The 25,473-nt window shown below is 61.3% G+C and carries 20 protein-coding genes and 1 pseudogene; 11 read left to right on the top strand and 10 right to left on the bottom strand.

The features are described from left to right. Nucleotides 1–6 precede the first annotated feature (6 nt). On the bottom strand, nucleotides 7–939 hold the full coding sequence (locus J2W23_RS06270; protein ID WP_307648095.1) for a LysR family transcriptional regulator: 933 nt from the start codon (nucleotides 937–939) through the stop codon (nucleotides 7–9). A gap of 104 nt (nucleotides 940–1,043) precedes the next feature. On the opposite strand from J2W23_RS06270, the gene J2W23_RS06265 reads away from it, so the two are divergent. The 7 genes from J2W23_RS06265 (at nucleotide 1,044) to J2W23_RS06235 (ending at nucleotide 8,145) form a co-directional block, all read left to right on the top strand. Next, entirely contained in the window at nucleotides 1,044–1,580 is a 537-nt protein-coding gene (locus tag J2W23_RS06265; RefSeq protein WP_307648094.1) for a thiamine pyrophosphate-binding protein, read from the top strand. Continuing rightward, nucleotides 1,580–2,176: a thiamine pyrophosphate-dependent enzyme gene (locus J2W23_RS06260; protein ID WP_307648093.1), complete on the top strand. Its 597-nt coding sequence runs from the start codon at nucleotides 1,580–1,582 to the stop codon at nucleotides 2,174–2,176. The genes J2W23_RS06265 and J2W23_RS06260 overlap by 1 nt, the downstream gene beginning before the upstream one ends. Before the next feature lie 38 nt (nucleotides 2,177–2,214). Beyond that, nucleotides 2,215–3,693 carry an aldehyde dehydrogenase gene (locus J2W23_RS06255; RefSeq protein WP_307648092.1) on the top strand — a complete coding sequence of 493 codons (1,479 nt, stop codon included), beginning with the start codon at nucleotides 2,215–2,217 and terminating at the stop codon, nucleotides 3,691–3,693. Between the two features lie 37 nt (nucleotides 3,694–3,730). After that, complete coding sequence (locus J2W23_RS06250; RefSeq protein ID WP_307648091.1) at nucleotides 3,731–4,726, top strand: Bug family tripartite tricarboxylate transporter substrate binding protein; 996 nt, start codon at nucleotides 3,731–3,733, stop codon at nucleotides 4,724–4,726. 29 nt (nucleotides 4,727–4,755) lie between these two features. Beyond that, on the top strand, nucleotides 4,756–6,201 hold the full coding sequence (locus J2W23_RS06245) for an FAD-binding oxidoreductase (RefSeq protein ID WP_307648090.1): 1,446 nt from the start codon (nucleotides 4,756–4,758) through the stop codon (nucleotides 6,199–6,201). A gap of 75 nt (nucleotides 6,202–6,276) precedes the next feature. Further along, nucleotides 6,277–7,437 (top strand): acyl-CoA dehydrogenase family protein, encoded by a 1,161-nt coding sequence (locus J2W23_RS06240; RefSeq protein ID WP_307648089.1) that lies wholly within the window; start codon nucleotides 6,277–6,279, stop codon nucleotides 7,435–7,437. A 111-nt stretch (nucleotides 7,438–7,548) separates the two neighbouring features. Continuing rightward, complete coding sequence (locus J2W23_RS06235; protein ID WP_307648088.1) at nucleotides 7,549–8,145, top strand: alpha/beta hydrolase; 597 nt, start codon at nucleotides 7,549–7,551, stop codon at nucleotides 8,143–8,145. Nucleotides 8,146–8,239: 94 nt separating this feature from the next. Here J2W23_RS06235 and J2W23_RS06230 read toward each other — a convergent pair whose 3' ends face one another. The 3 genes from J2W23_RS06230 to J2W23_RS06220 form a co-directional block, all read right to left on the bottom strand. Next, nucleotides 8,240–9,262, bottom strand: coding sequence for a tripartite tricarboxylate transporter substrate binding protein (locus J2W23_RS06230; RefSeq protein ID WP_307648493.1), 1,023 nt, complete (start codon nucleotides 9,260–9,262; stop codon nucleotides 8,240–8,242). Between the two features lie 133 nt (nucleotides 9,263–9,395). After that, the gene (locus tag J2W23_RS06225) at nucleotides 9,396–9,884 is read right to left on the bottom strand and encodes an aconitase X swivel domain-containing protein (RefSeq protein ID WP_307648087.1); all 489 of its coding nucleotides are present in this window, start codon (nucleotides 9,882–9,884) and stop codon (nucleotides 9,396–9,398) included. Nucleotides 9,885–9,889: 5 nt separating this feature from the next. Further along, the gene (locus tag J2W23_RS06220) at nucleotides 9,890–11,131 is read right to left on the bottom strand and encodes an aconitase X catalytic domain-containing protein (RefSeq protein WP_307648086.1); all 1,242 of its coding nucleotides are present in this window, start codon (nucleotides 11,129–11,131) and stop codon (nucleotides 9,890–9,892) included. Nucleotides 11,132–11,331: 200 nt separating this feature from the next. Here J2W23_RS06220 and J2W23_RS06215 point away from each other — a divergent pair, with 200 nt between their 5' ends. After that, nucleotides 11,332–12,231: a LysR family transcriptional regulator gene (locus tag J2W23_RS06215; RefSeq protein WP_307648085.1), complete on the top strand. Its 900-nt coding sequence runs from the start codon at nucleotides 11,332–11,334 to the stop codon at nucleotides 12,229–12,231. A gap of 93 nt (nucleotides 12,232–12,324) precedes the next feature. Here the strand turns inward: J2W23_RS06215 and J2W23_RS06210 are convergent, their stop codons facing one another. The 4 genes from J2W23_RS06210 to J2W23_RS06195 all read right to left on the bottom strand — a co-directional run bounded on the left by J2W23_RS06210 (nucleotide 12,325) and on the right by J2W23_RS06195 (nucleotide 15,458). Then, entirely contained in the window at nucleotides 12,325–13,302 is a 978-nt protein-coding gene (locus tag J2W23_RS06210; protein ID WP_307648084.1) for a Bug family tripartite tricarboxylate transporter substrate binding protein, read from the bottom strand. A gap of 43 nt (nucleotides 13,303–13,345) precedes the next feature. After that, nucleotides 13,346–13,993 (bottom strand): 4-carboxy-4-hydroxy-2-oxoadipate aldolase/oxaloacetate decarboxylase, encoded by a 648-nt coding sequence (locus J2W23_RS06205; protein WP_307648083.1) that lies wholly within the window; start codon nucleotides 13,991–13,993, stop codon nucleotides 13,346–13,348. Nucleotides 13,994–14,068: 75 nt separating this feature from the next. Beyond that, nucleotides 14,069–14,965: a LysR family transcriptional regulator gene (locus J2W23_RS06200; RefSeq protein WP_307648082.1), complete on the bottom strand. Its 897-nt coding sequence runs from the start codon at nucleotides 14,963–14,965 to the stop codon at nucleotides 14,069–14,071. Nucleotides 14,966–15,272: 307 nt separating this feature from the next. Further along, complete coding sequence (locus tag J2W23_RS06195; protein WP_307648081.1) at nucleotides 15,273–15,458, bottom strand: hypothetical protein; 186 nt, start codon at nucleotides 15,456–15,458, stop codon at nucleotides 15,273–15,275. Between the two features lie 362 nt (nucleotides 15,459–15,820). On the opposite strand from J2W23_RS06195, the pseudogene J2W23_RS06190 reads away from it, so the two are divergent. The 3 genes and pseudogenes from J2W23_RS06190 to J2W23_RS06180 all read left to right on the top strand — a co-directional run. Next, nucleotides 15,821–16,129, top strand: a pseudogene (locus tag J2W23_RS06190) (DNA helicase II); the annotation flags it as partial. A 1,004-nt stretch (nucleotides 16,130–17,133) separates the two neighbouring features. Then, complete coding sequence (locus J2W23_RS06185; RefSeq protein ID WP_307648080.1) at nucleotides 17,134–20,538, top strand: AAA domain-containing protein; 3,405 nt, start codon at nucleotides 17,134–17,136, stop codon at nucleotides 20,536–20,538. Continuing rightward, nucleotides 20,489–21,994: a hypothetical protein gene (locus J2W23_RS06180; protein WP_307648079.1), complete on the top strand. Its 1,506-nt coding sequence runs from the start codon at nucleotides 20,489–20,491 to the stop codon at nucleotides 21,992–21,994. Before J2W23_RS06185 ends, J2W23_RS06180 begins: the two co-directional genes overlap by 50 nt. A gap of 287 nt (nucleotides 21,995–22,281) precedes the next feature. On the opposite strand, the gene J2W23_RS06175 is transcribed toward J2W23_RS06180, so the two are convergent. Both J2W23_RS06175 and J2W23_RS06170 read right to left on the bottom strand, forming a co-directional pair. Further along, nucleotides 22,282–23,742 carry an argonaute/piwi family protein gene (locus tag J2W23_RS06175; protein ID WP_307648078.1) on the bottom strand — a complete coding sequence of 487 codons (1,461 nt, stop codon included), beginning with the start codon at nucleotides 23,740–23,742 and terminating at the stop codon, nucleotides 22,282–22,284. Between the two features lie 4 nt (nucleotides 23,743–23,746). Continuing rightward, nucleotides 23,747–25,063 (bottom strand): DUF4365 domain-containing protein, encoded by a 1,317-nt coding sequence (locus J2W23_RS06170; protein WP_307648077.1) that lies wholly within the window; start codon nucleotides 25,061–25,063, stop codon nucleotides 23,747–23,749. Between the last annotated feature and the right edge of the window lie 410 nt (nucleotides 25,064–25,473).

The following is a 25,473-nucleotide window of genomic DNA, read 5'->3' as shown; positions in this document are numbered from 1 at the left end:
GGCACCTTAGTCCGCCAGCCAGCGTCCTTCCGGCCAGGCACCGGACTCGACCGCCGCACGCGCCTGTGCCACCAGGAGGTCGACTGCGCAACGCACATGACGACCCGACGGGCGATTGGCCGGCAGCGCCAGCACGATCGTCCGTGCGACGGGCGGATCTGCCAGCGGAGCGCCGGACAGCTTGCCGCTCTGCAGGTCTTCCGCCACGGCGATGGGCGGCAGGATCGTCAGGCCGTGCCCGCCGAGCACCAGGCTGCGCTGAACGCTCAGCGCATTGGTCTCCGCCGAGATGTCCAGGGTGACGTTGCTCACGGCGCATGCGTGCTCGACCAGCGTACGGATGCCGTGCGGGGCACTTGGCAGCACCAGCTTGCGGCCCACCAGGCTGGCGAGGGATATCGGCTTGTTTCGCCGAAAGCCCTCCTTCCTGGGGCCGACGACCCATAGCGGCTCTTCGATCAAGGGCGTGGCCTGCACTTCGGAAGAACGCTCGGCGCCGTAGAGCAGCGCTGCGTCCACTTCACCGGAAACCAGCCAGCGCATGAGCGTGCCGGCGTAGCCCATGGCGATCTGGATGCGAATGCCTGGGTATTCGTGTGCCAGTGCGGTCACCAACGGCCCAGAAAGCGTGTCGATGGTGCTGGGGAGAAGTCCGAGGGTGACCAACCCCGAAACGCCACCGCCGGTGCCCGCGATTTCCACGCGTGCCCGGTCCAACTCGAGCAGCGCGCGGCGCGCATAGCCGACAAGGACGTGGCCGGCTTCGGTGAGCGCCATGCCGTGGCGTTCTCGGTCGAACAGCGCGGCGCCCACATCCTCTTCCAGCAGCCGCAGCTGGCGTGACACGGCCGGTTGCACCAGGTGCAGGACTTCGGATGCGCGCGTGACGCTACCGGTTTCCGCAACAGTCAGGAATGCGCGAAGGTGCTTGAGGTCCATGGTGCTATAGCGCCCTGTGATGATGGAATGCCAAATCTCTATTTCAGATCTGATTGCATCAAATTTTATGATGCCTCATCGATCCACTCCAGATCCCATCCAGCATGAATCACTCCACCGCCTCGGCGCCTGCATGGCAGGAGGCCGTCTTCAAGGTCCTCAAGGAGGGCGGCGTCGACCAGATCGTCTACGTTCCCGACGCAGGTCATTCGCACGTGATCCGCAGCGCCATTGCAGATCCCGACATCGAGGACGTCGTCCTCACGACCGAGGAGGAGGGCGTTGCCGTGGTCTGCGGCGCGTGGCTCGGCGGCAAGCGCTCGGTGCTGCTGATGCAAAGCAGCGGCGTGGGCAACTGCGTGAACATGTTCTCCCTGCTGCAGGCGGCGGATTTCCCGTTCTTCACGCTCGTGACGATGCGCGGCGAATACGCCGAGTTCAATCCCTGGCAGGGCCCGATGGGCAAGGCAACACAGGCCGCGCTGGAGCTGATGGGCATCCACGTCTTGCGTGCATCCCACCCCGACGAGGTCGAGGAAATCGTGAGTGCGGGCTACGACGCCGCCTTCGAAGCCGGCGAAAAGGTCGCCGTGTTGCTGGGACAGAGCCTGATCGGCCGCAAGAAGTGGGAGCGCAAGTAATGAACCCCATCGCATCGAAGTCGCGTGCCGATCGCCGCGCATTCGTCGCCAAGCTGCTGTCGACCGTGCCCGACGCGCTGGTTGTCACGGGCCTGGGCTCTGCGGCCTACGACGTGTTCGCCGCCGGCGACCGTGACCTGAACTACTACCTCTGGGGCGCCATGGGCGGCGCCGCCGCGCTGGGCCTGGGCCTGGCGCTGGCGCAACCCACGCGCTCGGTCGTCGTCATCACGGGCGATGGCGAGCAGTTGATGGGCATCGGGAGCCTGGCCACCATCGCGGCCAAGCAGCCCAGGAACCTCAGCATCGTCGTTCTCGACAACGGGCATTTCGGCGAAACCGGCATGCAGCGCAGCCACTCCAGCCTGGGGACGAACCTGGTGGCGGTCGCCAAGGGCTTCGGCATTGCGGATGCGTTCGCGGTCGACAGCCTCGAGGGATGCGACGAGGTCTCGCGCCGCGTGCTGTCGCGCGACGGCGTGTCCTTTGCACAAGTCTTCATTGAAGCGAACGAGCCGCCGCGTGCGCTGCCGCCGCGCGACGGTCCGTTCATCAAGAACCGCTTCCGGTCTGCCCTCGGCCTCAAGCCGTTCTGAGACCCCAGTGCGCCCGAGCCGGCAATGAAAGAGAAGGCATGAAACGCTACGCACTGCACATCGACGGCCAGGCACGAGAGCCTCGAGGCGGCCAGTGGTTCGATACACAGAACCCCTTCACTGGCGAGACCTGGGCGCAGATCCCGCGCGGCGACGCTCGCGATGTCGACGACGCCGTGCAGGCTGCACACAAGGCATTGACGCAAGGCCCCTGGGCCGACTGCACGGCAACGCAACGCGGAGCCCTGCTTCGAAAACTTGCGGACCTCATCTCGCGCGATGCCGTCAAGCTCGCGACAACGGAAGTGCGGGACAACGGAAAGCTGCTGGCCGAGATGCAGGGGCAACTGAACTACATCCCGCAGTGGTTCCATTACTACGGCGGCCTGGCCGACAAGGTGCAAGGCAGCACGCTGCCGCTCGACAAGAAGGGGTATTTCGCCTTCACGCGGCACGAGCCGGTCGGCGTGGTGGCAGCCATCACGCCCTGGAACTCCCCGCTGATGCTGTTGAGCTGGAAGATCGCCCCTGCCTTGGCCGCCGGTTGCACGGTGGTGGTCAAACCGTCGGAGTTCACTTCAGCCTCCACGCTGGAGCTGGCGACGTTGTTCGATGAAGCGGGCTTTCCTCCGGGCGTGTTCAACGTGGTCACGGGATTCGGTGCCGAGGTCGGTACGCCGCTGGTCGATCACCCGCTTGTCAGCAAGATCAGCTTCACTGGCTCGGACAGCACGGGCCGGCTGATCAACGAGAGGGCAGGCCGCAACCTCAAGCACACAGCCATGGAGCTGGGCGGTAAATCACCCAACGTGGTGTTCGATGACGCGGACCTGGAGCAAGCCGCCTTCGGCGCCATTTCCGGCATCTTTGCCGCGACGGGGCAAACCTGCATCGCGGGCTCGCGCCTGCTGGTGCAGGACAGCATCCACGACGCCTTCGTGGAGCGGTTGCTTGCGGTGGCGCGCACGGCCCGCATGGGTGACCCGATGGATCCGAACACGCAGGTGGGTCCGGTCACGACGCCGCCTCAGTACAAGAAGGTTCTGGAATACATCGACATCGCACGCAGCGAGGGGGCCACGGCCGTTCTGGGTGGTGCCGCCGGCGACGCGCCCGAGTGCGGCAAAGGCTGGTTCGTGCAGCCGACCATCTTCACCGGCGTTCGCAACGACATGCGAATCGCACAGGAAGAGGTGTTCGGCCCGGTGCTGTCGATCATCCGATTTCGCGACGAGGCCGACGCACTGCGCATTGCCAACGATGTGCGCTTCGGCCTGGCGGCGGCTGTCTGGACGAACGACATCGGGCGAGCGATACGCATGTCCGAGAAGTTGCAGGCGGGAACGGTGTGGGTCAACACGTACCGCGCGGTGAGCTTCATGGCCCCGTTCGGTGGCTACAAGGATTCCGGCCTGGGGCGCGAAAACGGCATCGACGCGATCCGCGAGTACCTGCAGACCAAGTGCGTGTGGATCAACAGCGGCGCCGTCGCGGGAAACCCCTTCGTCATGCGCTGACACGGACGAATCAACAAAGAAGAACGGAGACAAGACGATGAGCAACCCGAAGCTATCTCGACGAGATCTGATCAAGTGGGGCCTGGCTGCTGCGCCCTGCAGCCTGGTGCAGCCCGTGTTCGCGCAGGCGGTACTGCCGAAGGGGCCGATCACGCTGGTGGTTCCCTTCGCGGCGGGCGGGGCAACAGATGTCGTCTCCCGCCTCGTTGCGCAAAAACTGTCGGAGCGCATCGCCCACAGCGTTGTGGTGGAGAACGTCGCCGGCGGTGGAGGGGCCATTGGTGCCGCGAAGGTGGCGAAGGCCGCAGCCGATGGCAGCGTGTTGCTGATGGGCACCGTGGCAACGCACGCCATCAATCCGCTGTCGACTCCGCCTGCGCCCTACGACGCGCAGCGGGACTTCGCCCCCATTTCGCTGGTCGCGACCGTTCCCAACGTCCTGTTGGTCAGCGCATCCGTGAAGGCTCAGAACGTTCGCGAGCTCATCGCCATGCTGAAAGCGGCACCGGGCAAATTCAGCTACGGCTCGTCCGGTGTGGGGACACCCCCGCATCTCTCGGGTGAACTGTTCAAGTCGATGGCGGGCGTGGACATCGGCCACATCCCCTACAAGGGCGGCGGCCCCGCCATGACCGACCTGGTCGGCGGCCACATCCCCATCCTGTTCGACGTGTTGACCGGTGCTGCGTCGCACATTCGGGCCGGCTCCGCGCGCGCGTTGGCCGTGACCACCAGCAAGCGCTCTGCCTCGTTCCCAGACATTCCGACCCTGGCCGAAGCAGGCGTCCCCGGTTTCGAAACCTACACCTGGAATGCCATCTTCGGCCCCTCGAAGCTGCCGCAGCCGTTGGTCGATTTGCTGAGCACCGAGCTGCAAGCGGTGGTCGCGCAGCAGGACGTGCAGGCCAAGCTGAAGGATCTGAGTGCAACGCCGGTGGGATCGACGCCCGAAGCGCTGGCGTCGATGGTCAAGACAGAGCTCGACAAGTGGGGGATGGTCATCAAGTCGATCGGTGGCCTCAAGAGAGATTGAGCTGCACGTACCGTACCGAAAGAGAGCGCATGAATCCGGACATCCCTGTACTGCTGGAGCAAGTCGCCCAGGTCGTTGGGGCGGCGCGCGTCTTGACCGATCCGTCCCAGACAAGCCCGTATCAGGCGGACTGGCGTGGCCGCTACCAAGGTTCTGCCTTGGCAGTCCTGATGCCGGGCAGTACCCAGGAGGTGGTGGAGCTCGTGAAGACTTGCGCCCAGCTGAATGTGTCGATCGTTCCGCAGGGCGGCAACACGGGGCTGGTTGGTGGCGCTGTCGCGGGAGCGGAGCGGCCTTCCGTGATCCTCAATCTTTCGCGCCTCAACCGGATTCGGGAGATCGATGCGCAGAGCAACTCGCTGACAGCCGAGGCCGGCTGCATCCTTGCCAATGTCCGCGAAGCGGCCGAAGAAAACCAGCGGCAGTTTCCGCTGCTGCTGGGAAGCGTCGGGAGTTGCGAGATCGGTGGGCTGGTGTCGACGAATGCCGGCGGCACCGGGGTGCTGCGCTACGGGAACATGCGTGAGCTCGTGCTGGGCCTGGAAGTGGTTCTGCCCGACGGCACGCTCTGGAATGGGCTTCGCGCGCTGCGCAAGGACAACGCCGGCTACGACCTGAAGCAGCTTTTCATCGGCGCCGAGGGGACGCTGGGCGTGGTGACCGCGGCGGTACTGAAGCTCTTTCCCCGTCTCAATGTGTCGGCGACCGCCATGGTCAGCCTGAGCGGCGTGAAGGAAGCTGTCGATCTGCTCCGCTTCATGCAGGAACAGGTGGGCAACCGCATCGAGGCCTTCGAGATCATGTCGCGCCGGCAGATCGAGCTCGTGCTGCAGCACGGTCACGGACTTCAATCGCCGATGGAACTGGACAGCGAGTGGTACGTGCTGATGGAGATCGCGGACAGTTCGCCCCGATGGGACGCAGTCAGCGAGTTGCAGAACACGCTCGAGACCGCTTTCGAGCAGGACCTGGTGACCAACGCGGTTGTCGCCACCGATGTGGCCAAGGCGAATCGCATCTGGGAGCTTCGGCACAACATCTCCGAGGCCAACAAGCGTGCCGGCTTCACCGTCTCGAACGACACATCGGTGCCGATCTCGAAGCTCCCGCTTTTCATCGACCAGGTCACGGAGCGCATCGAGCGGAACGTGGCGGGGGCCGCGGTTTGCCACGCGGGCCACATTGGCGACGGCAACATCCACGTGATTGCGGTGCTGCCGCGCTCGGTCTACGGAACGTCAGTCGAGTGCGAAGCGGCCGCGGCGCGGATCAACCTGATCGTGCATGAGGCCAGCGTCGAGCTCAATGGAAGCATCAGTGCGGAGCACGGCATCGGAAAGATGCATGTGGAGCGCTTGGAGCGGTTCAAGCCGGCTGTCGATCTGCAGATGATGCGCACGATCAAGGCTGCCTTCGATCCGTCGAACCTGATGAATCCCGGAAAGATTCTGCGCGACCGGGCAGAGAAAGAATGAAGCGCGTTGCGGCGTGCAGGGGCCATCTGGCCATGCACGCCGGCGCAATGTTGGCTTAAGACAAGGAAAGCAAGGATGTTCAACGAGACCGACGACCACCAGGAAATCCGCGATGCGGTGCGCGGGCTGTGCAAGCAGTTTCCCGACGAGTATTTCCGCAAGATCGACGAGCAGAAGGCCTATCCCGAGAAGTTCGTCGATGCGCTGATGCAAGCGGGCTGGCTGGCCGCCATGATTCCCGAAGAATATGGCGGCACCGGCCTGGGGCTGACGGCTGCCAGCGTCATCATGGAAGAAATCAACCGCTCGGGCGGCAACGCCGGCGCCGTGCACGGCCAGATGTACAACATGGGCACGTTGCTTCGCAACGGCAGCAAGGCGCAGAAGGACAAGTACCTGCCGGACATCGCCGCCGGCAGGCTGCGTATCCAGTCGATGGCCGTGACCGAGCCCACGACGGGCACGGACACCACCAAGATCAAGACCACCGCCGTCAAGAAGGACGGCCGCTACGTCGTCAACGGCCAGAAGGTCTGGATCTCGCGCGTGCAGCACTCGGACCTGATGATCCTGCTGGCGCGCACCACGCCGCTGGCGGAGGTGAAGAAGAAGTCGGAGGGCATGTCGATCTTCATCGTCGACCTGCATCACGCTGTGGGCAATGGCCTGACCGTGCGGCCCATTCCCAATCTGGTCAACCACGAGACCAACGAGCTGTTCTTCGAGAATCTCGAGATTCCGGAAGAGAACCTCATCGGCGAGGAGGGCAGAGGGTTCAAATACATCCTCGATGGCCTCAACGCGGAGCGCACGCTGATCGCGGCCGAGTGCATCGGCGACGGCTACTGGTTCATCGAGCGAGCACGCAACTATGCCAACGAACGGGTCGTGTTCGACCGCCCGATTGGCAAGAACCAGGGCGTGCAGTTCCCCATTGCCGATGCCTTCATCGAAATCGAAGCAGCCAATCTGATGCGATTCGAGGCAGCCCGCCGGTTCGACGCCCACAAGGACTGTGGTGCCCAGGCCAACATGGCGAAATACCTTGCAGCGAAGGCGAGCTGGGAGGCTGCAAATGTCTGCATGCAGACACACGGTGGCTTCGGTTTTGCCAACGAATACGACATCGAGCGCAAGTTCCGCGAAACGCGGCTCTACCAGGTCGCGCCGATCTCGACCAACCTCATCTATGCCTATGTCGCCGAGCACGTGCTGGGATTGCCACGTTCTTTCTGAGCGGGGGAACTGCCCGACCCCGATGCGTGGGCGCCGTGGCCTTGAGTCATGACGAGCAGGATAGATATGGCGCTCGGAGGTGCCCAGTTGGTGGATGGCCTGGCAGGCGCGATGGAAGTCCTGATCGACCTCCCCAAGGGCAGCGCACCGAGCGGCATCGCTATCGTGTGTCATCCGCAGCCGCTGCTGGGCGGGCATGCGATGCACAAGGTGCCGCATCTGCTGGCGCGCGCGCTGGGCGAGGCCGGCTGGTTCGTGGCAAGGCCCAACTTTCGCGGCGTGGGCCGAAGCGCCGGGACGCACGATGCTGGCGTTGGCGAAACAGAGGATGTACTCGCGCTGCATGCACAACTGTGCGCCGAACGACCCGGCGCACGCGTGGCGCTCGTCGGTTTCTCGTTCGGTGCGTTTGTGCAGGCCAGGGTGGCGCATGCGCTTACCCAGCGCGGCCAACCTGCCTGGCGCACATGCCTGGCCGGCATGCCCTCAGGTGAGGTCGAGGGCCAGCGCCGCTACGAGACGCCGGTGGACCTGCCCGATGCACTCATCGTGCATGGCGAGCTGGACGACCGAGTGCCGCTGGCCGCGGTGCTCGATTGGGCCCGGCCCCAGAGCCAGCCCATCGTCGTGGTGCCGGGGGCCGATCACTTTTTCACAGGCAAGCTGCCCGTGCTGCGCAGATTGGTGCTGGTTCATCTGGCAGGCTGATGCCGCATTCGTTGAAGCGGCTCACATGCCTCGATTGTTCGGGTTGCGGTACGTCTCCCTGATGTCGAGCGTCGATCATTGGCCGCGCCCGTTCTCAGTCGACGTTCGCGCCGGAGAGCGTCACCAGCGCGCCCCATTTGTCGATTTCCCGGGCCAGGATGTCCTTGAAATGTGCCGGTGAGTTCCCTACAGGTGTCGAGCCTTGGTCGGTCAGCGCCTTGCGGACGGCCGGGTCCTGCGCCACCTTCTGGATCGCCGCGGCGAGCTTCTCGATCACGGGCGCAGGCGTGGCCGAAGGCGCGAGAACGCCATTCCACAGCGCAACCTCGAAGCCGGGCAGCACCTCGCCGATTGCGGGCACATTGGGCAGGCGAGTCGATCGACCTTTGGTCGTCACGGCGAGCGCGCGCAATTTGCCGCTGTCGATGAACGGCAGCACTTCCACCATGGGTGAGAAGACCGCCTGAATCTGCCCGCCAATCAGGTCGGTATTGGCGGGGGCACCGCCCTTGTAGGCGACGTGCACCATGTCGCCCTCGGCCATGCTGTTCAACAGCGCCCCCGACAGGTGCGATGCCGATCCGCTGCCCGCGGAGCCGTAGTTGACGGGCCCCTTCTTCTGGCGCACATAGTCGACGAACTCCTGCAGCGACTTGACCGGCAGATCGTTGTTGACCGTCAAGACATTGGGAATGAGGGCGAACTGCGAGACCGGGATCAGGTCCTTGCGCAGGTCGAAGCCCATGTTCTTGTAGAGCGTGACGTTGGTGGTGATCGTGCTTGTCGCAAACAGGATCGTGTATCCGTCTGGCGTGGCCTTGGCTGCAAACGCCGCGCCCAGGTTGCTGCCGGCACCCGCGCGGTTGTCGACGATGACCTGCTGGCCGATCTCCTTGCCCAGCTTGTCCGCCAGGAGGCGCGCTGTCGCATCGGTGCTGCCGCCCGCTGCGAATGGCACCACCAGGCTGATCGGCTTCTTGTTGGGCCAGTCCTGGGCGTGGGCTGCAAGGCCGGCGGCGGCCAGATAGGCTGCGAGCGGGAGGCGAAAGAGATGGCGTCGGATCATGATTGTCTCCATAGGTTGGTTTTTCGAGTTGTTGCTTTGCGCGGCCAGCACCGCGCGCAACACTCTTGCAAGTGCTGGGTTCGAGAAAACGAGGGCGGGGGAGCGCAGCGGAGTCGAGGGCGCATCGATCTCCCGCAGCAGGTTCCAAAGCTGGAACCGGCCGGGCCGGCGGCGCTATTCCTGTCTAGGACAGGTTCGGATCGAACGGCCGTCGAACTTCGTCGGCCGCGGGCCGGTTGATGGCGAGATGTAGATCTCGAGGTGTCACTGACACGATGCCGGCGTCGGCGTCCATGTCGATGAAATCGCCGCTCGCGATGACGACGGTGGGATCCTGGTCCAGGTGTGCCACCACGGGGATGTTTCCGATGATGGCGCCGATCGTGGTCACGCCTTCGGGTTTCACCTGGACGAATGCGACGGGTGCCGTGCCGCGAGAAACCATGTCGTAGATCTTGTAGGACCCACCGGTAGATCCCTTGCCGGTGAGGAACACCAGCACCTTCCCGGCGATGTTGACACCTTCGAGTTCATGGCCGGGCTCCGTGACGATTCCCGTCATGTTGTCGACGCCGCCATTGAAGCTGATGGCCTCCTTCGTGACCACGGCCTCGCCGCCGGCCTTGCCGGTGACAATCTTGCGTCCGTTGAGGATGAGCTTTTCTGCAGTCATGGGGCTTACCTCCAGACGCCGTTGATGGCGGCCTGCATGACGCGATCCAGGTTCCCATAGTGAGTGGGCAGGCCGAACTGGCCGGGCGCGTAGAAAGCCATCTTGGCCGAGTTGGTCGTCAGGGTTTTGTAGCCTTTCTTCGGCGCGATCACGCGGCTGCGTGCCAGGAACGGACAGGTTTCCCGTACAACGACCCCACCTGCTTCCTCGATGGTCCGGATGTAGCCCATGCGCTCGGCCATGGCATACATCGCACCCGCCGTCGTCACCCAGAGCGCGACGTCCTTGTGGACCTTCTTGCCTTGCAGCGCGTCTGCGACTTCGCGAATTTCCTGCACGGAAGCGTTGGGACAACCCACGAGGATCCAGTCCACGTGATCCGATGGTTCCTTGTTGAGCGCGGCTTCGGCCTTTTCCTTTTCGGCCTGGTCGAAGACGAGCACCTTGTCCGGCTCGCCTCCGCCGAAGGCTTCCTCGACTGTGGGTGCTTCCGGGGTCACGCCGACTGCATGGAACATGCTGACGGCGCCGGAAGAGGCGAGGGCGGCACTCAGCGCCTTCAGTTGCTCCAGCGTCGGATCGGTGGGAATGCCCGTGAATACCGGCGTGTCTTGCCCTGCGATCTTTCCCGCAAAGTACCCGAGCGTGCCGTAGTCCGTCATGTCGTTGAGCGGCGTTTCCACCTTGATCAGGAACTTGCCGTAGCGGTTTTCCTTCAAGTGGAACCCGTACTCGGGGGTGCGAGCGGTCAACGCAGAGGCGAGTCCGCTCGGCCCTCCCTCCCGGTTGGTTCTGGCACCGCAGACCGAGTTGGCAAAGACCACCGCCGACGACTCGCCCCAGGCCATGTGCTCGCCGAAGCGAGGGGCATTGCCCACCAGGTAGGGAATACAGGTGTTGCACGTGTTGGCGCCCATTCCCGCGTAGGCATCGGTCAGGCGCGTCTGCAGGATGCTGTCGGACTCGGGGATGCCGATCTCCTCCCACCGCACCGGGTCCACCGCCGTGGGATTCGTGGTGACCCTGGTGATGAAGGTGCCACCCAGTTTCCTGATGTCTTCGACGAACCGGGTCCCGGCCTCCTCGGCGACCAGCACGGACGAACCCGCCATGTGGACGTTGTTGATCGGAACGAGCCTCTCGGCCCCGAAGCTCTCGCCCAGCGCGACGAGGATCTGCATGGCCTTCTGGACAGCGGGACCCTTGTCTCCGTTGAGCATTCCTGTTTCTTCTTCGGTCAGAAGCACTGTTGATTCTCCATCTGGTTGTTGCGCCGACGGTGGGGGCCGGGTGAAGTCGTCATCAAGTCCACGCGTGGATTCGAGTTCGTCGTTCGCCTGTCGGGTTGGAAGAATTCTTGATCTCGCGGTCGATCAAAAAAAGCGATAAATTGGAATAGACATATATTCCTCGCCACGATGTATTGCGAACTGGAGATACGGCTGTGATGACGTTCAAGCAACTCGAAGCGTTCTTCTGGGTGGTGCAGGCGGGTGGGTTCGCGCAAGCGGCGATCCGGCTTCACACCACCCAATCGGCGGTGTCAAAACGCATTCAGGAACTGGAGTCCCTTTTCGATACCGCGCTGTTCGATCGGTCGATGAGGTCCGCACGGCTGACGGAGAAGGGCGAGGAGATGTTCATGCAGGCCAAGCGGCTGCTGGACCAACGGGACGCGACCGTCGAACTGCTGCAGCGGCCGGAGGTCCTGGAGCGGCACGTGCGAATCGGAGTGACCGAGCTGACGGCGATGACCTGGTTGCCTCGCCTTGTCGGCGCCATAGAAGCCAACTTTCCGCGGGTGATCATCGAACCCCGTGTGGATGCGAGCGTCATGCTTCGAGACAAGCTTCTCGACGACGAGGTGGACCTGATGATCGTTCCGGAGATGTTCAACGATCAACGTTTCGTGTCCAAGCGAGTCGGTGTGGTCGAGCACGCGTTGATGTGCAAGCCGGGACTCGTGGGCCGACGCCGGCGACTGCGTACGGACGATCTGACCGCGCATCGCCTGCTGACACAGGACGATCGTTCGGGAACGGGCCAGCTCTATAACCGGTGGCTTCGTTCGATCGGCGTGAAAACAGCAAACACCGTGTTCAGCAACAGTCTCGTCGCACTCATTGGCCTGACGGTTTCCGGGATGGGCATCAGCTACCTTCCCAGGAAGTGCCTTGCTCCTATGGTTGATTCAGGCGCGCTCGAGGTGCTCAATGTCTCGCCGGCTTTGCCATCGGCAGCTTATGCGGCGGTCTGCCGGGGGGATCGCCAGAGCGGGCTGGTGGCTTCCATCGCTCGGTTGGCTCAGGAGCATTGCGACTTCGGACAAATCTTTCAGACTCAGTAAAAGGGAGCTTTCGGGCATGGCCCGAATCGCGCAGTTTGAGTTCGACCTGGCGGCTGCATCCGAGAAGCTCAAAGGGCGCGGCGGCGCGCCGCGTCAATCCAATGATGCGCCAGTGAGTTTCACAAGACCGGCGTAGCGGCTCAGTTCGGATGTCCAGAAGGCCGCAAAGCTGGCCGCGTCGCCGGGGCGCACCTCTGCGCCGATGTCGGCCAGGCGCTTGCCCAAATCTCCGGCCTTGAAGGCTGTCTGAACTGCAGCGTTGAGCCGGTCCACCACCGGCTGCGGCGTGCCGGCCGGCGCGGCGAGGCCATACCAGGCGTTCATGTGCATGCCCTTGATGCCGAGTTCGTCGAAGGTTGGCACGCCGGGCAGCATCGGATGGCGCTTGTCCGACGCCACGGCGATCGCGCGGATCTTCCCGCCCTTGACCTGCCCGTAGGCGCCGGTGTCGAGCATGAAGTCGAGCTGGCCGGCCATTACGTCGGTGAGCGCTGGCGCGCTGCCCTTGTAGGGCACATGGACGGCATCGATGCCCGTCTTCGCCTTGAACAGCTCGCCCGCCAAGTGTGCCGAGTTGCCCACACCACCAGAGCCGTAAGAGAGGGTGCCTGGCTTGGCCTTCGCTGCGGCGACGATGTCGTTCGGCGTCCTGTAGGGCGACGCAGCCGCCACGACCAGCACGCTGGGAATGACCGCCAGCGAGGCAACCGGCGTGAAGTCCTTGATCGGATCGAAACCGGTGCGCTTGTAGAGATAGGGGTTGGCGGCGTTGGTCGAGCTGGTGGCCAGGAGCAAGGTGTAGCCGTCGTGCGGCTGCCGCACGAACTGTTGCGTGCCGATGTTGCCACCCGCGCCGGCGATGTTGTCGACGATGACGCTCTGCCCCAGTTGCACTCGCAGGGCCTCGGCCACCGCGCGACCTACAGAGTCCGTTGCGCCACCCGCTGGCCAGGGCACGATCAGGCGGATCGGCTTCTGCGGGTAGGCCTGTGCGAAAGCAGTGGGCACCGGTGCTGCGATGGCTAGCGCCACAGCCGAAGTGCACAGGGCAAGAAAATTTCTCTTGTTCATGGGTGTTGTCTCCAGTCGATGTTTTTGGGCTGACGTACGCGGGTCAGTGCAGGCCGAGCCGGTGCAGCGTGTCGCCGAGTCCCAGGAGCTCCGCAGTTGAGGCGCCGTTTGCGATGGCACGGCGAAAGCCGGCTTCTTTTTCTTCGCGAGCCTGCGCGCTCGCAAGCACGCGGTCGACATCGTCGCGAGCCACCATCACCAGGCCGTCGCGATCACCGACCACGATATCTCCAGGGTGCACCACCGCATCGCCGATGCACAGCGGCACGTTCAGCCGCCCCGGCTGGTGCTTGCCGGTGCCCTTGATCGACAGTCCCCTGCAGAACACCGGGAAACCCATGCGAACGATCGCGTCTGCGTCGCGCACGGCGCCGTGGATCACGAGGCCTGCCACTCCGCGCGCCATGGCTGCTTCGGTCAGCACATCGCCCCAAGGGCCTGCTTCCAAGAAGCCCTTGGCGTCGACGACCAGCACGTCGCCCGGCTGTGCCTTGAGCAATGCGTAGTGCAGCATGAGGTTGTCCGCGGGGCGCAGGTCCACAGTGAGGGCCGGGCCGACCAGGCGGTTTGCGGGGTCGAGCGGCTTCAGTCCGCTGTCAAACGCGCCGTGCGCGCCCTGGGCTTCGTAGACGGTGGCGGCACCTAGTGCGCGCAGGCTTTCAAGGGCACTGCTGTTTGCTGGTTGTCTCATGGGGCGGATAATCACCCGATGAACAACTGAACAAAAGTTCAGAATTTTGAAAATGTATGCAGATATTCTGAAGTTCTAGCGCGCATACGGAGCTAGCAGCGTCTTCAGCATCGAAGCGACAAGCGGGCCCTCTTCGTCGACACGGGTCACCGCTACCACTGAGGTGCAGGCCTTCAGCGCCGCCAGCCGAACGAACGCTACGTCGCTTTGCGCGCGCTGCGCGACCGATGCGCCAACTACCGCATAGCCGAGCCCGGCCGCCACCAGGCTGAGCGCGGTATGGATCTCGATGGCTTCATGCCCCACGCGCGGCTGCACACCTGCTTCATGCAGCCGTGCAAGCACATGCTGCGCGAACGAGCTCTGCGGGTCCTTGGGGTAGCTGATGAGCGGCAGCTTCGACAGCTCGGCCAACGACACCGAGCCTCGCTTCGCACCACGGTGATCGGTCGGCACCGCCACGACGAAAGGGTCGTCGAAGAGCGGCACGTGCCGCAGGTCCGCGGGTGGTGATATCTGCTGTTCAGCAAATCGCGAGAGACCGATGTGGATGCGGCCGCTGCGCAGGTGCGCCGGCTGATGCTCCGAAAGCAACTCGACAAGGTCGAGTTTCACGTCGGGATGCTTGAGCCTGAAAGCGCGCACGGCTGCCGGCAGGACCGAGTTGAGCAGCGAGCGCACGAAACCGATACCCAGCCAACCGCTCTTGCCGCTCGCCACGTCGCGCGTGTCTTCTTCGAGGCGCTGCCTGTCGGCGAGCAACTCACGTGCCCGGGGGAGGAAGAAGCGTCCCAGCGGAGTCAACGTCATCGGCTTGACCGCGCGGTCGAACAGCGCGCCGCCCAGCCCTTCCTCGAGTTGAGAGATCTGCATGCTGATGGCTGTAGGCGCGACAAAGAGGCGCTGGGCCGCGCGCGCAAGAGTGCCGCTGTCGGCGACTTCGCAGAAATAACGCAGCTGACGGAAATTCATTGGCTGCACATCGTGCCATGATTGCTCTGGTCGTCTATGCCTATGCCTGAACTCAAGCGAGAGCACATGGAGGGAAACTCGCCCGGAAGGATGACCTGCCTATGGAGTCTGGGCCAACAACGATGAGCTTCCGCATGAGCCGACGGACTCAAGGTTCACCTGAGGGCTCTAAGTCTGTGGGTAACAGTTCTGGAGAGATCTTGGATGGTCGAAGTCCAGTAACTTTTACTCACCTAGGGGTGAGGAGGCCCGGTTGCTGACACAGTTACTGCAAAATGCCTCGGAAGCACCCGGACTGATGCGGAAGCTAGTGCAATGAAAAAATCCCTAGGGAGTTGACACCGACGCGTTCGTAGTAGTGCGGGTCGTCGACCAAGGTCTGATGTGCTCTACCGGCAGCCTTGATGTCAACCACGAACACCCGGCCGCCTTCGATGGAGATCTCTTCGATATCGAAGTCATGAAATCTGTGGCTCGCATGATCGTGAATCATTGAGCTGAGCCATTCCCGGGGCCGTGTACCGTCGACCATCGGCGCCAAATCTTCGGCGGCAGCGACGCTGCCGACCGGCCGGCTTTCAGCGATTCCCTAAATGATGCGCACACTATCGGCGTTCGCGAGGTCGGTCTCGTCCTTGACGAGTTCTGCGCGCTGATCTGCCGACCAAGAGCGTCATCCCGTTTGAACTTCAGATAAAGCGACTCCTGCGTGTGCTCGTCGATGAGGCGTCGGACCTCTTCAGCATTCGTGTGAGCATCGAGTTCTTGGAGTTTGTGTCTATGGCGGGTTCAATGGTGGGTAGACGCAAAAACGGGCCACAAAGGCCCGCCGTTGCTGGTGAAATGGTGGAGAGGATGGTGCACAACGTTATCGGCGGGGTGGACCGCCAGATAATTCCGTCGGGCCAGTACCTGGCGGTGCTGGTCGACGAGGGCCACGACTTTGCGCCCGAGTGGCTCAAGCTGGTCACTCAAATGGTCGATCCCACGACCAACAGTTTGCTGCTGCTGTACGACGATGCCCAGAGCATCTACGACAAGCGACGTGGCAAGCCCTTCAGCTTCAAGAGCGTTGGAGTCCCGGCGCAGGGCCGCACGACGATCCTCAAGATCAACTACCGCAACACCCGGCAGATCCTTCAGACGGCGAGTGCGATGCCGGCCAACCACCGCGAGCTCTTCGACCTGGCTGTGTTGCGTTTGCTCGACTACAAGCATCACCTGGAGGACGGCAACGACAGCACTGCCAGCGTGGTGATCAACGCCGAACGAGAGACCGTTCTCCGAAACCTGATCGGCGCTTGGTGCAACGACCGTGCGCGCGGGCGATACGTGATTCCGCAGGAACTGAAGCTGCCCGATGCGAAGAGGCCCGACCTCTGGTGGACCTGTACTGCTTTCAACGGCCCTGTGCCGACAGAGCTGAAGATCGCCGACAACTGGTCAGGCCCCGAGCTCTTCGAGCGACTGGAAAATCAGCTCGCGGACGACTACCTACGTGACGACGCGTCCGTCCGTGGAATCTACCTGTTGGTCTGGCGTGGCATGCAGAAAGGCTGGCAGCTACGGAACAAGAAGTGGGTCAACTTCGCTGGGCTTGTAGAGGCCCTTCACAATCACTGGTCGTCGGTGACCCGTGCGCAACCCCGCGTCGAAGAAATTAAGGTCGTCGGCATTGACTTGACCAAGCGCGCGATCGCCCCGGCTCTTGCCAAGAAGGCTTCGACGAAGAAGGCTCCGGCCAAGTAGCCAGGTAAGCCAATCCACCTCAACGTTGGTGACCGGGGTCGAGCGCATTGACCTACCTTGGAAGATGCGTTACCCATTGGTGACGCGCCGACAAGATTCGGGTAACAGGCCGCCGATGGCCCAAGAACTGTCGTTCTTGCGATGCTCACTGGATGGCAGTAACCGCTGCGCAGCAGCATTCGTAGGCGGGCGCTTTAGACTGATTTGAGTCATTCGAAGGCCAGTGCATGAACGGCCGCAATCACGCGCACCGGCTGTTGAGGGTTGCTGATACAGAGCGACAGAGCGGCAACGTCATCCTTGAAACCGGTGGCACGCCAGCGGGGCGAACTCAAGCGCAAAGGCAAACCTTCTCTTTCGTCAGTAGAACTGAGAATTCGATCCCCAGTGCTACTATGATGTGCAAGGAGTGAGGCCGAATGAACAGCGATAGTCTGGAAGGACAAGTCCTGTGCGGGCGCTATAGGGTCCTGGAGACCCTAAAGCCTGGGGGGATGGCTCGGGTCTACAAGGTTGTCGACAACACGTCCAATCGCACCCTCGCGCTCAAGCTTCCCACCTCATCCTCAAATGAGGCATTAGCGGTCTTGGCCTTCAATAGAGAGCGAGAGGCTCTCGAAAACCTTCAGCATCCGAGCATCGTTGAGCTTGTCGATGCTGGCAGGACTGAGCAGCAAGAGTTCTATCTAGCCCTCGAGTGGCTTCCGGCCTGCTTGAACGAACAGCTGACGGCAGGCAATCGCTGGAACTGGGAGGACTTCTACGCAGACGTCGGAGCGCCTCTCATCTCCGCGCTTGCCGCCGCCCACAGGCGTGACATAGCTCATCGCGACATCAAGCCGGAGAACCTAAGGTTCGACGAGTTCGGCCGCTTGAAGGTGACCGACTTCGGCATCGCGAAAGCGCGGTCGGGCGTTCAAATCGGCGAGACGTTCAAGGCTGCAGGCTCGCCTCCGTATACGCCCCCAGAGGTCGATGACGGCACCAACTCATACGCTCGCGACTCCTTCTCCTGGGCAACCGTGGCTCTTGCATGCCTGTCCGGCAGAACGTTCGCGAATCTTGGCGAGGTTCAGGACAGCCTTGCGGCGCTTGTGAAGGAGGAGGCGCCTATCCCGCTGCTGGAGAGCTGCCTCTCGCTAACTCCAAAAGACAGGCCGGCGAACGGCTCCGACTTGCAGGGCCAGGTAGAAGCGTTCCATCGGAAGTACATAGACCGGAGGCCCTTACAAATCACGGTCCAGCTCAGCCCTCAGGCTCTATCCGAGCTTGCGCAGAAGCTCGGGGATCGCCGCCCTGAGGAATGCGTCAGCTTTCTGCAGGGCGACCTCAGCAGGTCACTTCACGGCTACATCGTCAACGAGCAGGATCGCTCCGTCCGCTTCATCGGCGCGACGTTGGACATCACATGCAAGGCAGTCGACAACAGTGAGCTTTTCCGGGTGATGAGCGCGCGCGTTCTAGAGCTCGACCGTGCGGAGAGCGAACGCCGGCAAGCGTCGGAACTACACGCAATCACGTTGAATGTTCTTGCGCCCTTGGCGCCCGCGCGCGGAGCGGCAAATCAGCGCGCCTTCTGGCTTCGCCTGCAGACTGAAGAGTCGCATCGTCAGCGAGAAATTGATAAGGCTGAACGAGAGATGTGGTTCGACTGCTGGGCCGCAGTGCTGCGCGAGAAAGACCGCATCCAGCGCACGCGAAAACTCAGCATCCCCTTCGTAACCATGCGCACCAAAGGCGAGAAAGCTGTGGCGGTTTGCGAAGGCGAGCTCTCTGAGAGCCGGCTTCCGGATCGCCTGGTGTTTCGGCCGGCGTTCGGCAGACCCTTCCTGTTTGAAGTGCTGGACGTCTTTGGCGACGAGATAACCTTGAAGCCGCTCAACTTGGATGTCGCGGAGCTTCCAAAGGGCTCTGGGGTGCTGGAGTCAAATGAACATAGTCAAAGCCAGCCGGTGGCAAGGCAACGGGTGGCCCTCGAGACAGTACGCCGAGAACGGGCCGCTTCTCCTGCGCTGAAGTCGATAGTTTGTGAGCCTGAAAACGCTCGGCTCCCAGAGCCGGGTGGCATACCGTCCGGCTATGCAAATGGCCTGAATGGAGAGAAGCGAGAACTCATCGAGCGTGCGCTGGGCCTCAATAGCATCCTGATGGTTGAGGGTCCCCCAGGCACTGGCAAAACCACGTTCATTGCGGAGCTCATCGCCTTGTACCTGCATGTGTTTCCTGCAGCCCGGGTACTTCTCTCCTCGCAGACCCACACAGCCCTTGACCACGTGCTTATCAAGCTCATCGAGAAGGACCTCAGCCAGGAGATTGTTCGCATCCATGGAGAGCGAATCGAGAAAATTGACAACCTTGCCCGTCCTCTCATCCTTGACCTGAAGACCAGGTCCTGGATTGAGCGGGTTGAGGAGCGCGCTCGCGCGTACGTCAAGGACAGGGCCGAGCATCTCGGGCTGAACACCACAGAAGTTGAGGTGGTTGTGCTGGGAGAGCAGCGTCACATCCTCCTTGAGGATCTGCGGTCCTATGAAAGAGACTTGGCCGCAGTCCTCAGTGACAGCCCGGCTTCATCTCGCGGTGAAGGTGAGGCTAGCGATGAAGAGACCGTCAACAAGACATCCACGCTGATAGACGAGCGAGAGCACTTAGATGACCAAATCAAGGCCATCAAGCGGCGTTTAGCCAAGGTTGAGGGCAAGCTGAGAGCACTAGGAGAATTTGGCGAAGCGATTGTCTCATCGTCCGACGAGATTAGCCGGGAGTGGATGGATGCCTTGAGCAAATCGCACGTCCACGGGTCACAGTTCTTGAAGAGCCAGGTCGGCCTCCAGCTGGAGTGGTTTGCGCGCTTGGGCGTATCACGCGACTTTCACGGCGCCGTGCTCGGCGAAGCTCGGGTCGTTGCAGGCACCTGCGTTGGTCTAGCGAGTGTCCCAGCCTTCAGTGAGTTGGAGTTCGACCTTTGCATCGTTGATGAGGTCTCAAAGGCAACTCCCACAGAGACGCTCATACCAATGAGCAGAAGCAAGCGCTGGGTGCTCGTGGGCGACCCACAGCAACTTCCACCTTACTCTGAGCTGGACAGGAAGAAGATGCTAGACCAGCGCTATTCAATCGAGCAGGCAGAAGCAACGCTCTTAGATATCCTGACACCGCGGCTACCTGATGCCTGCAAAGCGCAGCTCACAGAGCAACGTCGCATGGTCACCGCCATAGGAAACTTGGTGAGCGACGTTTTCTACGAGGGCAAGCTTGTCACCATCCGAAATGCTGAAGACCGAGACCCGGTCACTGCGAAGCTGCACCCAAGGGCTGTTGAATGGCATACGACCTCCGCCATTGGCAAGCGGCGAGAGCAGGAGATGACTGGCCGAACTTACCGAAACGCATGCGAGGCGGCCATAGTCCATCAGATCCTCGAGCGACTCAATGCGGGAAATCGCGGGCGCCAACCTTTGAATGTCGCGGTGATTGCCGGCTATTCGGCGCAAGTCAACGAACTTGGACAGCGCATTCAAGGTGCTGCCAAGCCTCTGCAGAACTTGAAGATTGTCATCAACACCGTTGACGCATTCCAAGGCAAGGACGCCGACATCTGCATCTACAGCGTCACGAGGTCCAACGGCGAGCACAGGCTCGGGTTCCAGCGAGAAGTCCAGCGTCTAAACGTTGCGCTCTCGCGAGGTCGAGACTCACTGATCATCGTTGGCGACGACATCTTCTGCCGCGGAGTCGCCTCAAAAAACCCTTTTCTCAAGGTGCTCGCGCACATTGACAACCACCCTGACGAATGCGGGTTCGTTCGCTATGACCGAGTTTGATGCAGTTGCAGAGCAGCACCAGGCGATGGATGGGATGCCGTTGGTCGACTACCTTCCTATCGCTCTGCCCATATACCTATTACAGATTGAAGCGCTGATCGCGGAGAAGCGCGAACTTATGCCCGTGGAGGAGTTTGCCCTCAAAGCCGTCAGCATGGGTGTTCGCTCGAGCTCGGATGTGCTTGGAACATTAGGGCTCGGGGCTGGTTACGGAGAGAAGCTTCTTCAATCTCTGGCTGACGATGAGTACATTGCCCAGAGGCCGGAATTGGTGATTCGTCAAAAAGGGGCAAATGCATTGGCAGAGGCCGGCGAGCGCAGGGTTTATGAGAAGGTTTTGACCGTAGCCTGGAATCCGGTGACGCAGCAGGTAATGCGCGACAAGCACGCGCTGAAGAAGTCCGGGGAGATGAAGCTCGGCAGGGTGATACGGGTTGTTCCTCCAAGCACCAAACTGCCTCCCCTCGACGAACTGCCACTGGAGCGCATGCCCGCATGGCAGCTCGACAAAGGGGAGCAAGTCATTCGATTCTTGGAAGTTCAACGTCGGTCGCTTCTCTACGTGCCCGCGGTGCTGCTCATCTACGGCAGAGGTAAAGGTGGCGAACCTCTGGCTCGTGTCGCGATTGACGGAGTCATAGATTCAACAAGCAGCGTGGCCATTGCTCGTCATGAGGTGCTACCGCGCTTGGGCGTCGACGGCCTGTTTGCTCGGCGCATGGGCGCGACCGCCGTCGAACCCCGTGTTAAACCGCTTGGCGTGCTGCCTGGAAACGAATCCCTTGCCGACCTCCTGAAGCTCAAGAGCACGCTGCAGTTGGGTATTGAGGGGCTAGAACGTAAGGCCTCTCCCGAAGCGGCCGCCAAGCTTGATGCAAAGAAGTCCGAGCTAGCTACAGCGCAGCAGAAGCTAGCGCAATTTCCGGTCCGCGCATTGCTGCCCTTTGAGGTTCCCCAACTCGTTGACGTGGCACTTCAGAAGGCCAAGAACGACATCGTCATCACAACTACGCTGCCAATCGGCGAACGGCTCACTTCGCTGAGGCTGCTCCTCCTTGAGCAGGCGCTGAGGAAAGGCGTCAAGGTGCGAATCCTTATCTCAGACCGCCCCACTGAGGACGAGTTCGCTGTGAATGATGGCCCTGGGCCCATCCTTCGAACGCTCAACGACATGATGGCGGTGCACGCCAACTTTGACGTGTCCTTTCTTCGGGACACGGACAGAGTCGTGTTCGAGGTGCGGATGGACGACACGCTTGTCGGCGTGTCGAACGAGCCCCCCCTCGGAGCTCGGTCTCGCGAACCCCTTGCGCGAGTCTTTTCTGGGTATCAGCTGTCCGGCACAAAGCCGGTGCGAGCCTACACGGAAAGCCATATGTCCGCACAGCATCTGGCCGTCGTCGGGAAGATCAAGTTTCCTGCGCCCAATCGCAAGCCACCCGGAAAGACCAAGTAGCCTCTGCGAGTTTGAGCACGAGCTCGCTGCGTAGCAGCCTTTGTGGGTGGCCATTGCAGACTGCAAACGGTAGGTGGCGACCCAGCCATCCGAAGTCCGCCTACAGAGGAACCGGTCATTCAGCTTCTGCGTCGAGGACTGGCCAGCGGTGCGCACTTCAATCCCGTAGCCAGTTTCCACTCACCTACAGACGCAGAGGTTCGTGAGTAGAAACCGTCGGGAACAGGCCCGTACCTACTGTTCTACAAGGACGGCTCCGCACTCAAAGCCGCACCTCGCCGTTTGAATTACATATAGAAGCTATATTTTGGCTGAACAACTCCGTCGGCCGCGACGTATTTGAGGACCTTCCCGACTTGGCGAGCAACTCGCATAGTGATCGGCTCTCCCCCATCGAACTGTGTGTTGTTCCAGTTAAGTTTAGTTAACGCCAAAATCTCCTCGGCAAGTTTGCGAGGGCTTTCGTCGCCTTGAGCAATTTTGAATCGAAGGGTGCGTGGAACATACATGCCCGGGAACGTGGAGTAGTAGGGAATGCTTCCTTTTGTGTACAGGACATGATTGCGGTTATCGAGACTCAGCAGCGTCCCTCGCAATGGCGGATAGCTGCCCTCCCGAAACAATCGCGTGAAACTCTTCTCTACCACTAGGAAGTCAGCAGTATCGAGGCGCTGATCCTCGACTGCTCGATTGAAGCCTGACAACTCTTCCGCGCTAAAGTTCGAGCTCTTGTGCAGCACTAGACGGGCAGGTGAATGCTTATGCTCCCGCCGATACTCGGTGAGGGCATGGACGATCAGCGTAAAAGCATCCTCGCTGGAAAGGTGCGGAATCGGATCGTCCTTTTTCAGGGCTACCGGTTTTCCACGCACGATCACGCCTTCGCCCCGTTCGTCGTAGACCTGGGCCATGCTGGTCACGAGGTTGACCTTGTCCAGGGAGCGATAAAAGTTGATGCCGACAAAGCAAGTCTTTAGATCGTTCGGGTTGCGCACCATCCGCCAGGGCCGATAGTTGGCCTTGTAATACAGGGCGATATGCAGATTCCATGCACGGGTGGCTTCATCTTGAAGCTTTCGCTTTCCATCCAGCTTGTCTGCCTTCGCCTTCGCGGTGGGGTCGTAGGTGATCGGCAGAACGATCTGGATTGGCTGGCCGAACTTCATCGCTTCGGCCTTCAACATGTGATGAAGATCCAAGTCGGTTCCGTAAGCCAACTCCTCCTTCTCACCCTGAGGTGCGTCCTTGGTCTTCGCTTCCTCGCGGTCGTCTTCGTCGTCATCCAGTCCTACAAGTTCGGTAGGCAGCGCGACCAGCACGACAGCAGGCCTGATCTCTTCGGACAAGGCTCTTATTTCATTGGCTAGTAGCTCCACGCCACGAATCAGCGCGCCGTAGTGGGCGTGTTCCGACAGTGCCCGGAGTTCTCGTGGCGGAATGATTCGGCACGACGCATCGTCAATCTCAAAGGACGCTCGAAACGGCGAACTATCTCCAAAGCCAGGGAAGTCTGGAAAAAGGTTTGGCTGGCGACTTTTCTTGGCCTCAACTCCAGTTGCACATCGCCCTAGCCAGCGACGCAGCCCGTCAATAGTCTGCTGAGTACCGACGATTCCGATTCGTATGCGCCGCACGTCGTCATCTACGGTATCGAGAGGGCCATACAACTTTAGGCCTTGCCTGATGTCCACGTGGCGGCCGTGCCGACCGAACTCGAGCTCTGGCTCTTCAAGGAAATCTAGCTTCATATCTCTAGAAGAGGCCGAGGGGGAGTTCATTACCGGCAAGTGGAGCTTCTTCGTCCCCTGCAGTCCAAGCGGCGTCGTCTAGGCCGCGCTCCGACTGGAACGTCAGCGGCTCCCCAAAACTGAGGTGAGGATACGGTTCGGCAAAAAGGTCCGTTGGTGGATTCAGGAATTCGGCCCACATTCCCAACTGACCAAGTACTGCGTTGTTGCGTTCGAGGCGCTTTATGCCTGTGGTCCATTCGGCCGCGTACTTACTTGGCTTCATGGCGTCAGGCCCTGTGAAGTAATAGGTGGGACTGACCTCCAGATACCAAGAATCGCCATACCTGACGAATTGGGCATTCATGGCCGAGTGCCTGTGGCCCATGACGTGCCCTTTCTTTTTGTTCACCAATACCTTCACGACCTCTCGTGACGTGAGCTTCTTCTGCGCTTGATAGCTGAGCACTGTCGGGGTGCCAGCCTCTTGCGCAGGGAAGAAATAGACGCCAGAGCTCTTGTCGAACAAAACCCTTCCCGGCGAGGTTCGAAGGAACTGGCGCAAGCAGCTATTCAGCAGCCACACAAATTCGCGCTGAACTACTGGGTCATCCGATGCAGACCACTGCTCGACAGGGAAGTCCTCAACTGTTCCTCGGTCACACAGGAATGAATATTGAGGATCGGTCAGGTCGCGCACCGTCAATACCTGCTTGCTGCGGACCACGTTCTCAAATGTCAGCTCTCGGCCCTTCAGGGCCTGCCCCATCGCTTTGGGTTGATGGTGCGGCGTCTCAGCCAGGAACAGACGGGCCGGCAGAGATCTGACCGCAATCAAGTTGCTGATGAGACGCTCTGGGCGTTGCAGTGCAATCCCTCGGGTGCCTTGAGCCTGTGTCCTGACAAGCTCCGCAAGCCCCACGGCCGCGCTGGCGTCGAGCCGGTTCTGGCTCTTGACGAAGTGGAATTTTCGCTCTCGGACCCGCCCAGAGGGATCGCGAACAGGGAGCCAAAAAACCTCGTCGGTGCGAGGTCTCGACACGACAAGGATTACGGGGACGTTGTGCTGCAGCCAGTAGTCCACGTCTCGCTGCTGCGCCAAGTATTCAAAGCCCTCGTCGGTCTCACGTTCGAAGTTCGAGACGGCCTTACTCTGAACCTTGACCGACAAACCCGAAACCACGCCTGATGCTGCGTCTCTGATCTCAATCTCACCGTCAATGCCTGTGTCGTGCTGAGACGTCGGTCTCCAGACATATCCCATCCTGGAAACGGCGAGGCTGATGAGGGAAGTTCCTTGTTCACCGAGCAGTTGTTGGTCCGTCAGCTTCTTGTCCGACATCCTCTTTCCGTTCCCCTAGCTGGTCGCTGATAGGCAGCTGCTCCCAAGTAGTTAGCGAGGCCAACACACTCCAGAAGCAAGCTATAGGCTCAATCCAATGCATAGACGAGCAGTAGCACCTATGCTGTATTTCCTCAAATTATGCACTGCCATGCACCAACAGTAAGTCCAATGAACCACATACCGTTGGCTAGCGACAAATGACAGCGGTTGGCATCGAGGCGTTCAATCGTGCGAAATGTTGAGCGCGAACTCCCGCATGCCCTTCTTGGAGCCCAGTAGGGCGCCGTATTGATGGTCTTCGAGTCGAAGGGTGTATGCGACCGGCGAAGTCGTCTTGACCAGCCGCTCCGATTGCTATCCTACGTTTCTTGTGGTGCAACAAGGTGTCGAACATGCTTGAAGGTGAA

Source organism: Variovorax boronicumulans, assembly GCF_030812215.1.
Taxonomy (GTDB): domain Bacteria; phylum Pseudomonadota; class Gammaproteobacteria; order Burkholderiales; family Burkholderiaceae_C; genus Variovorax; species Variovorax boronicumulans_C.
This window is presented reverse-complemented; position numbering and strand designations above follow the sequence as displayed.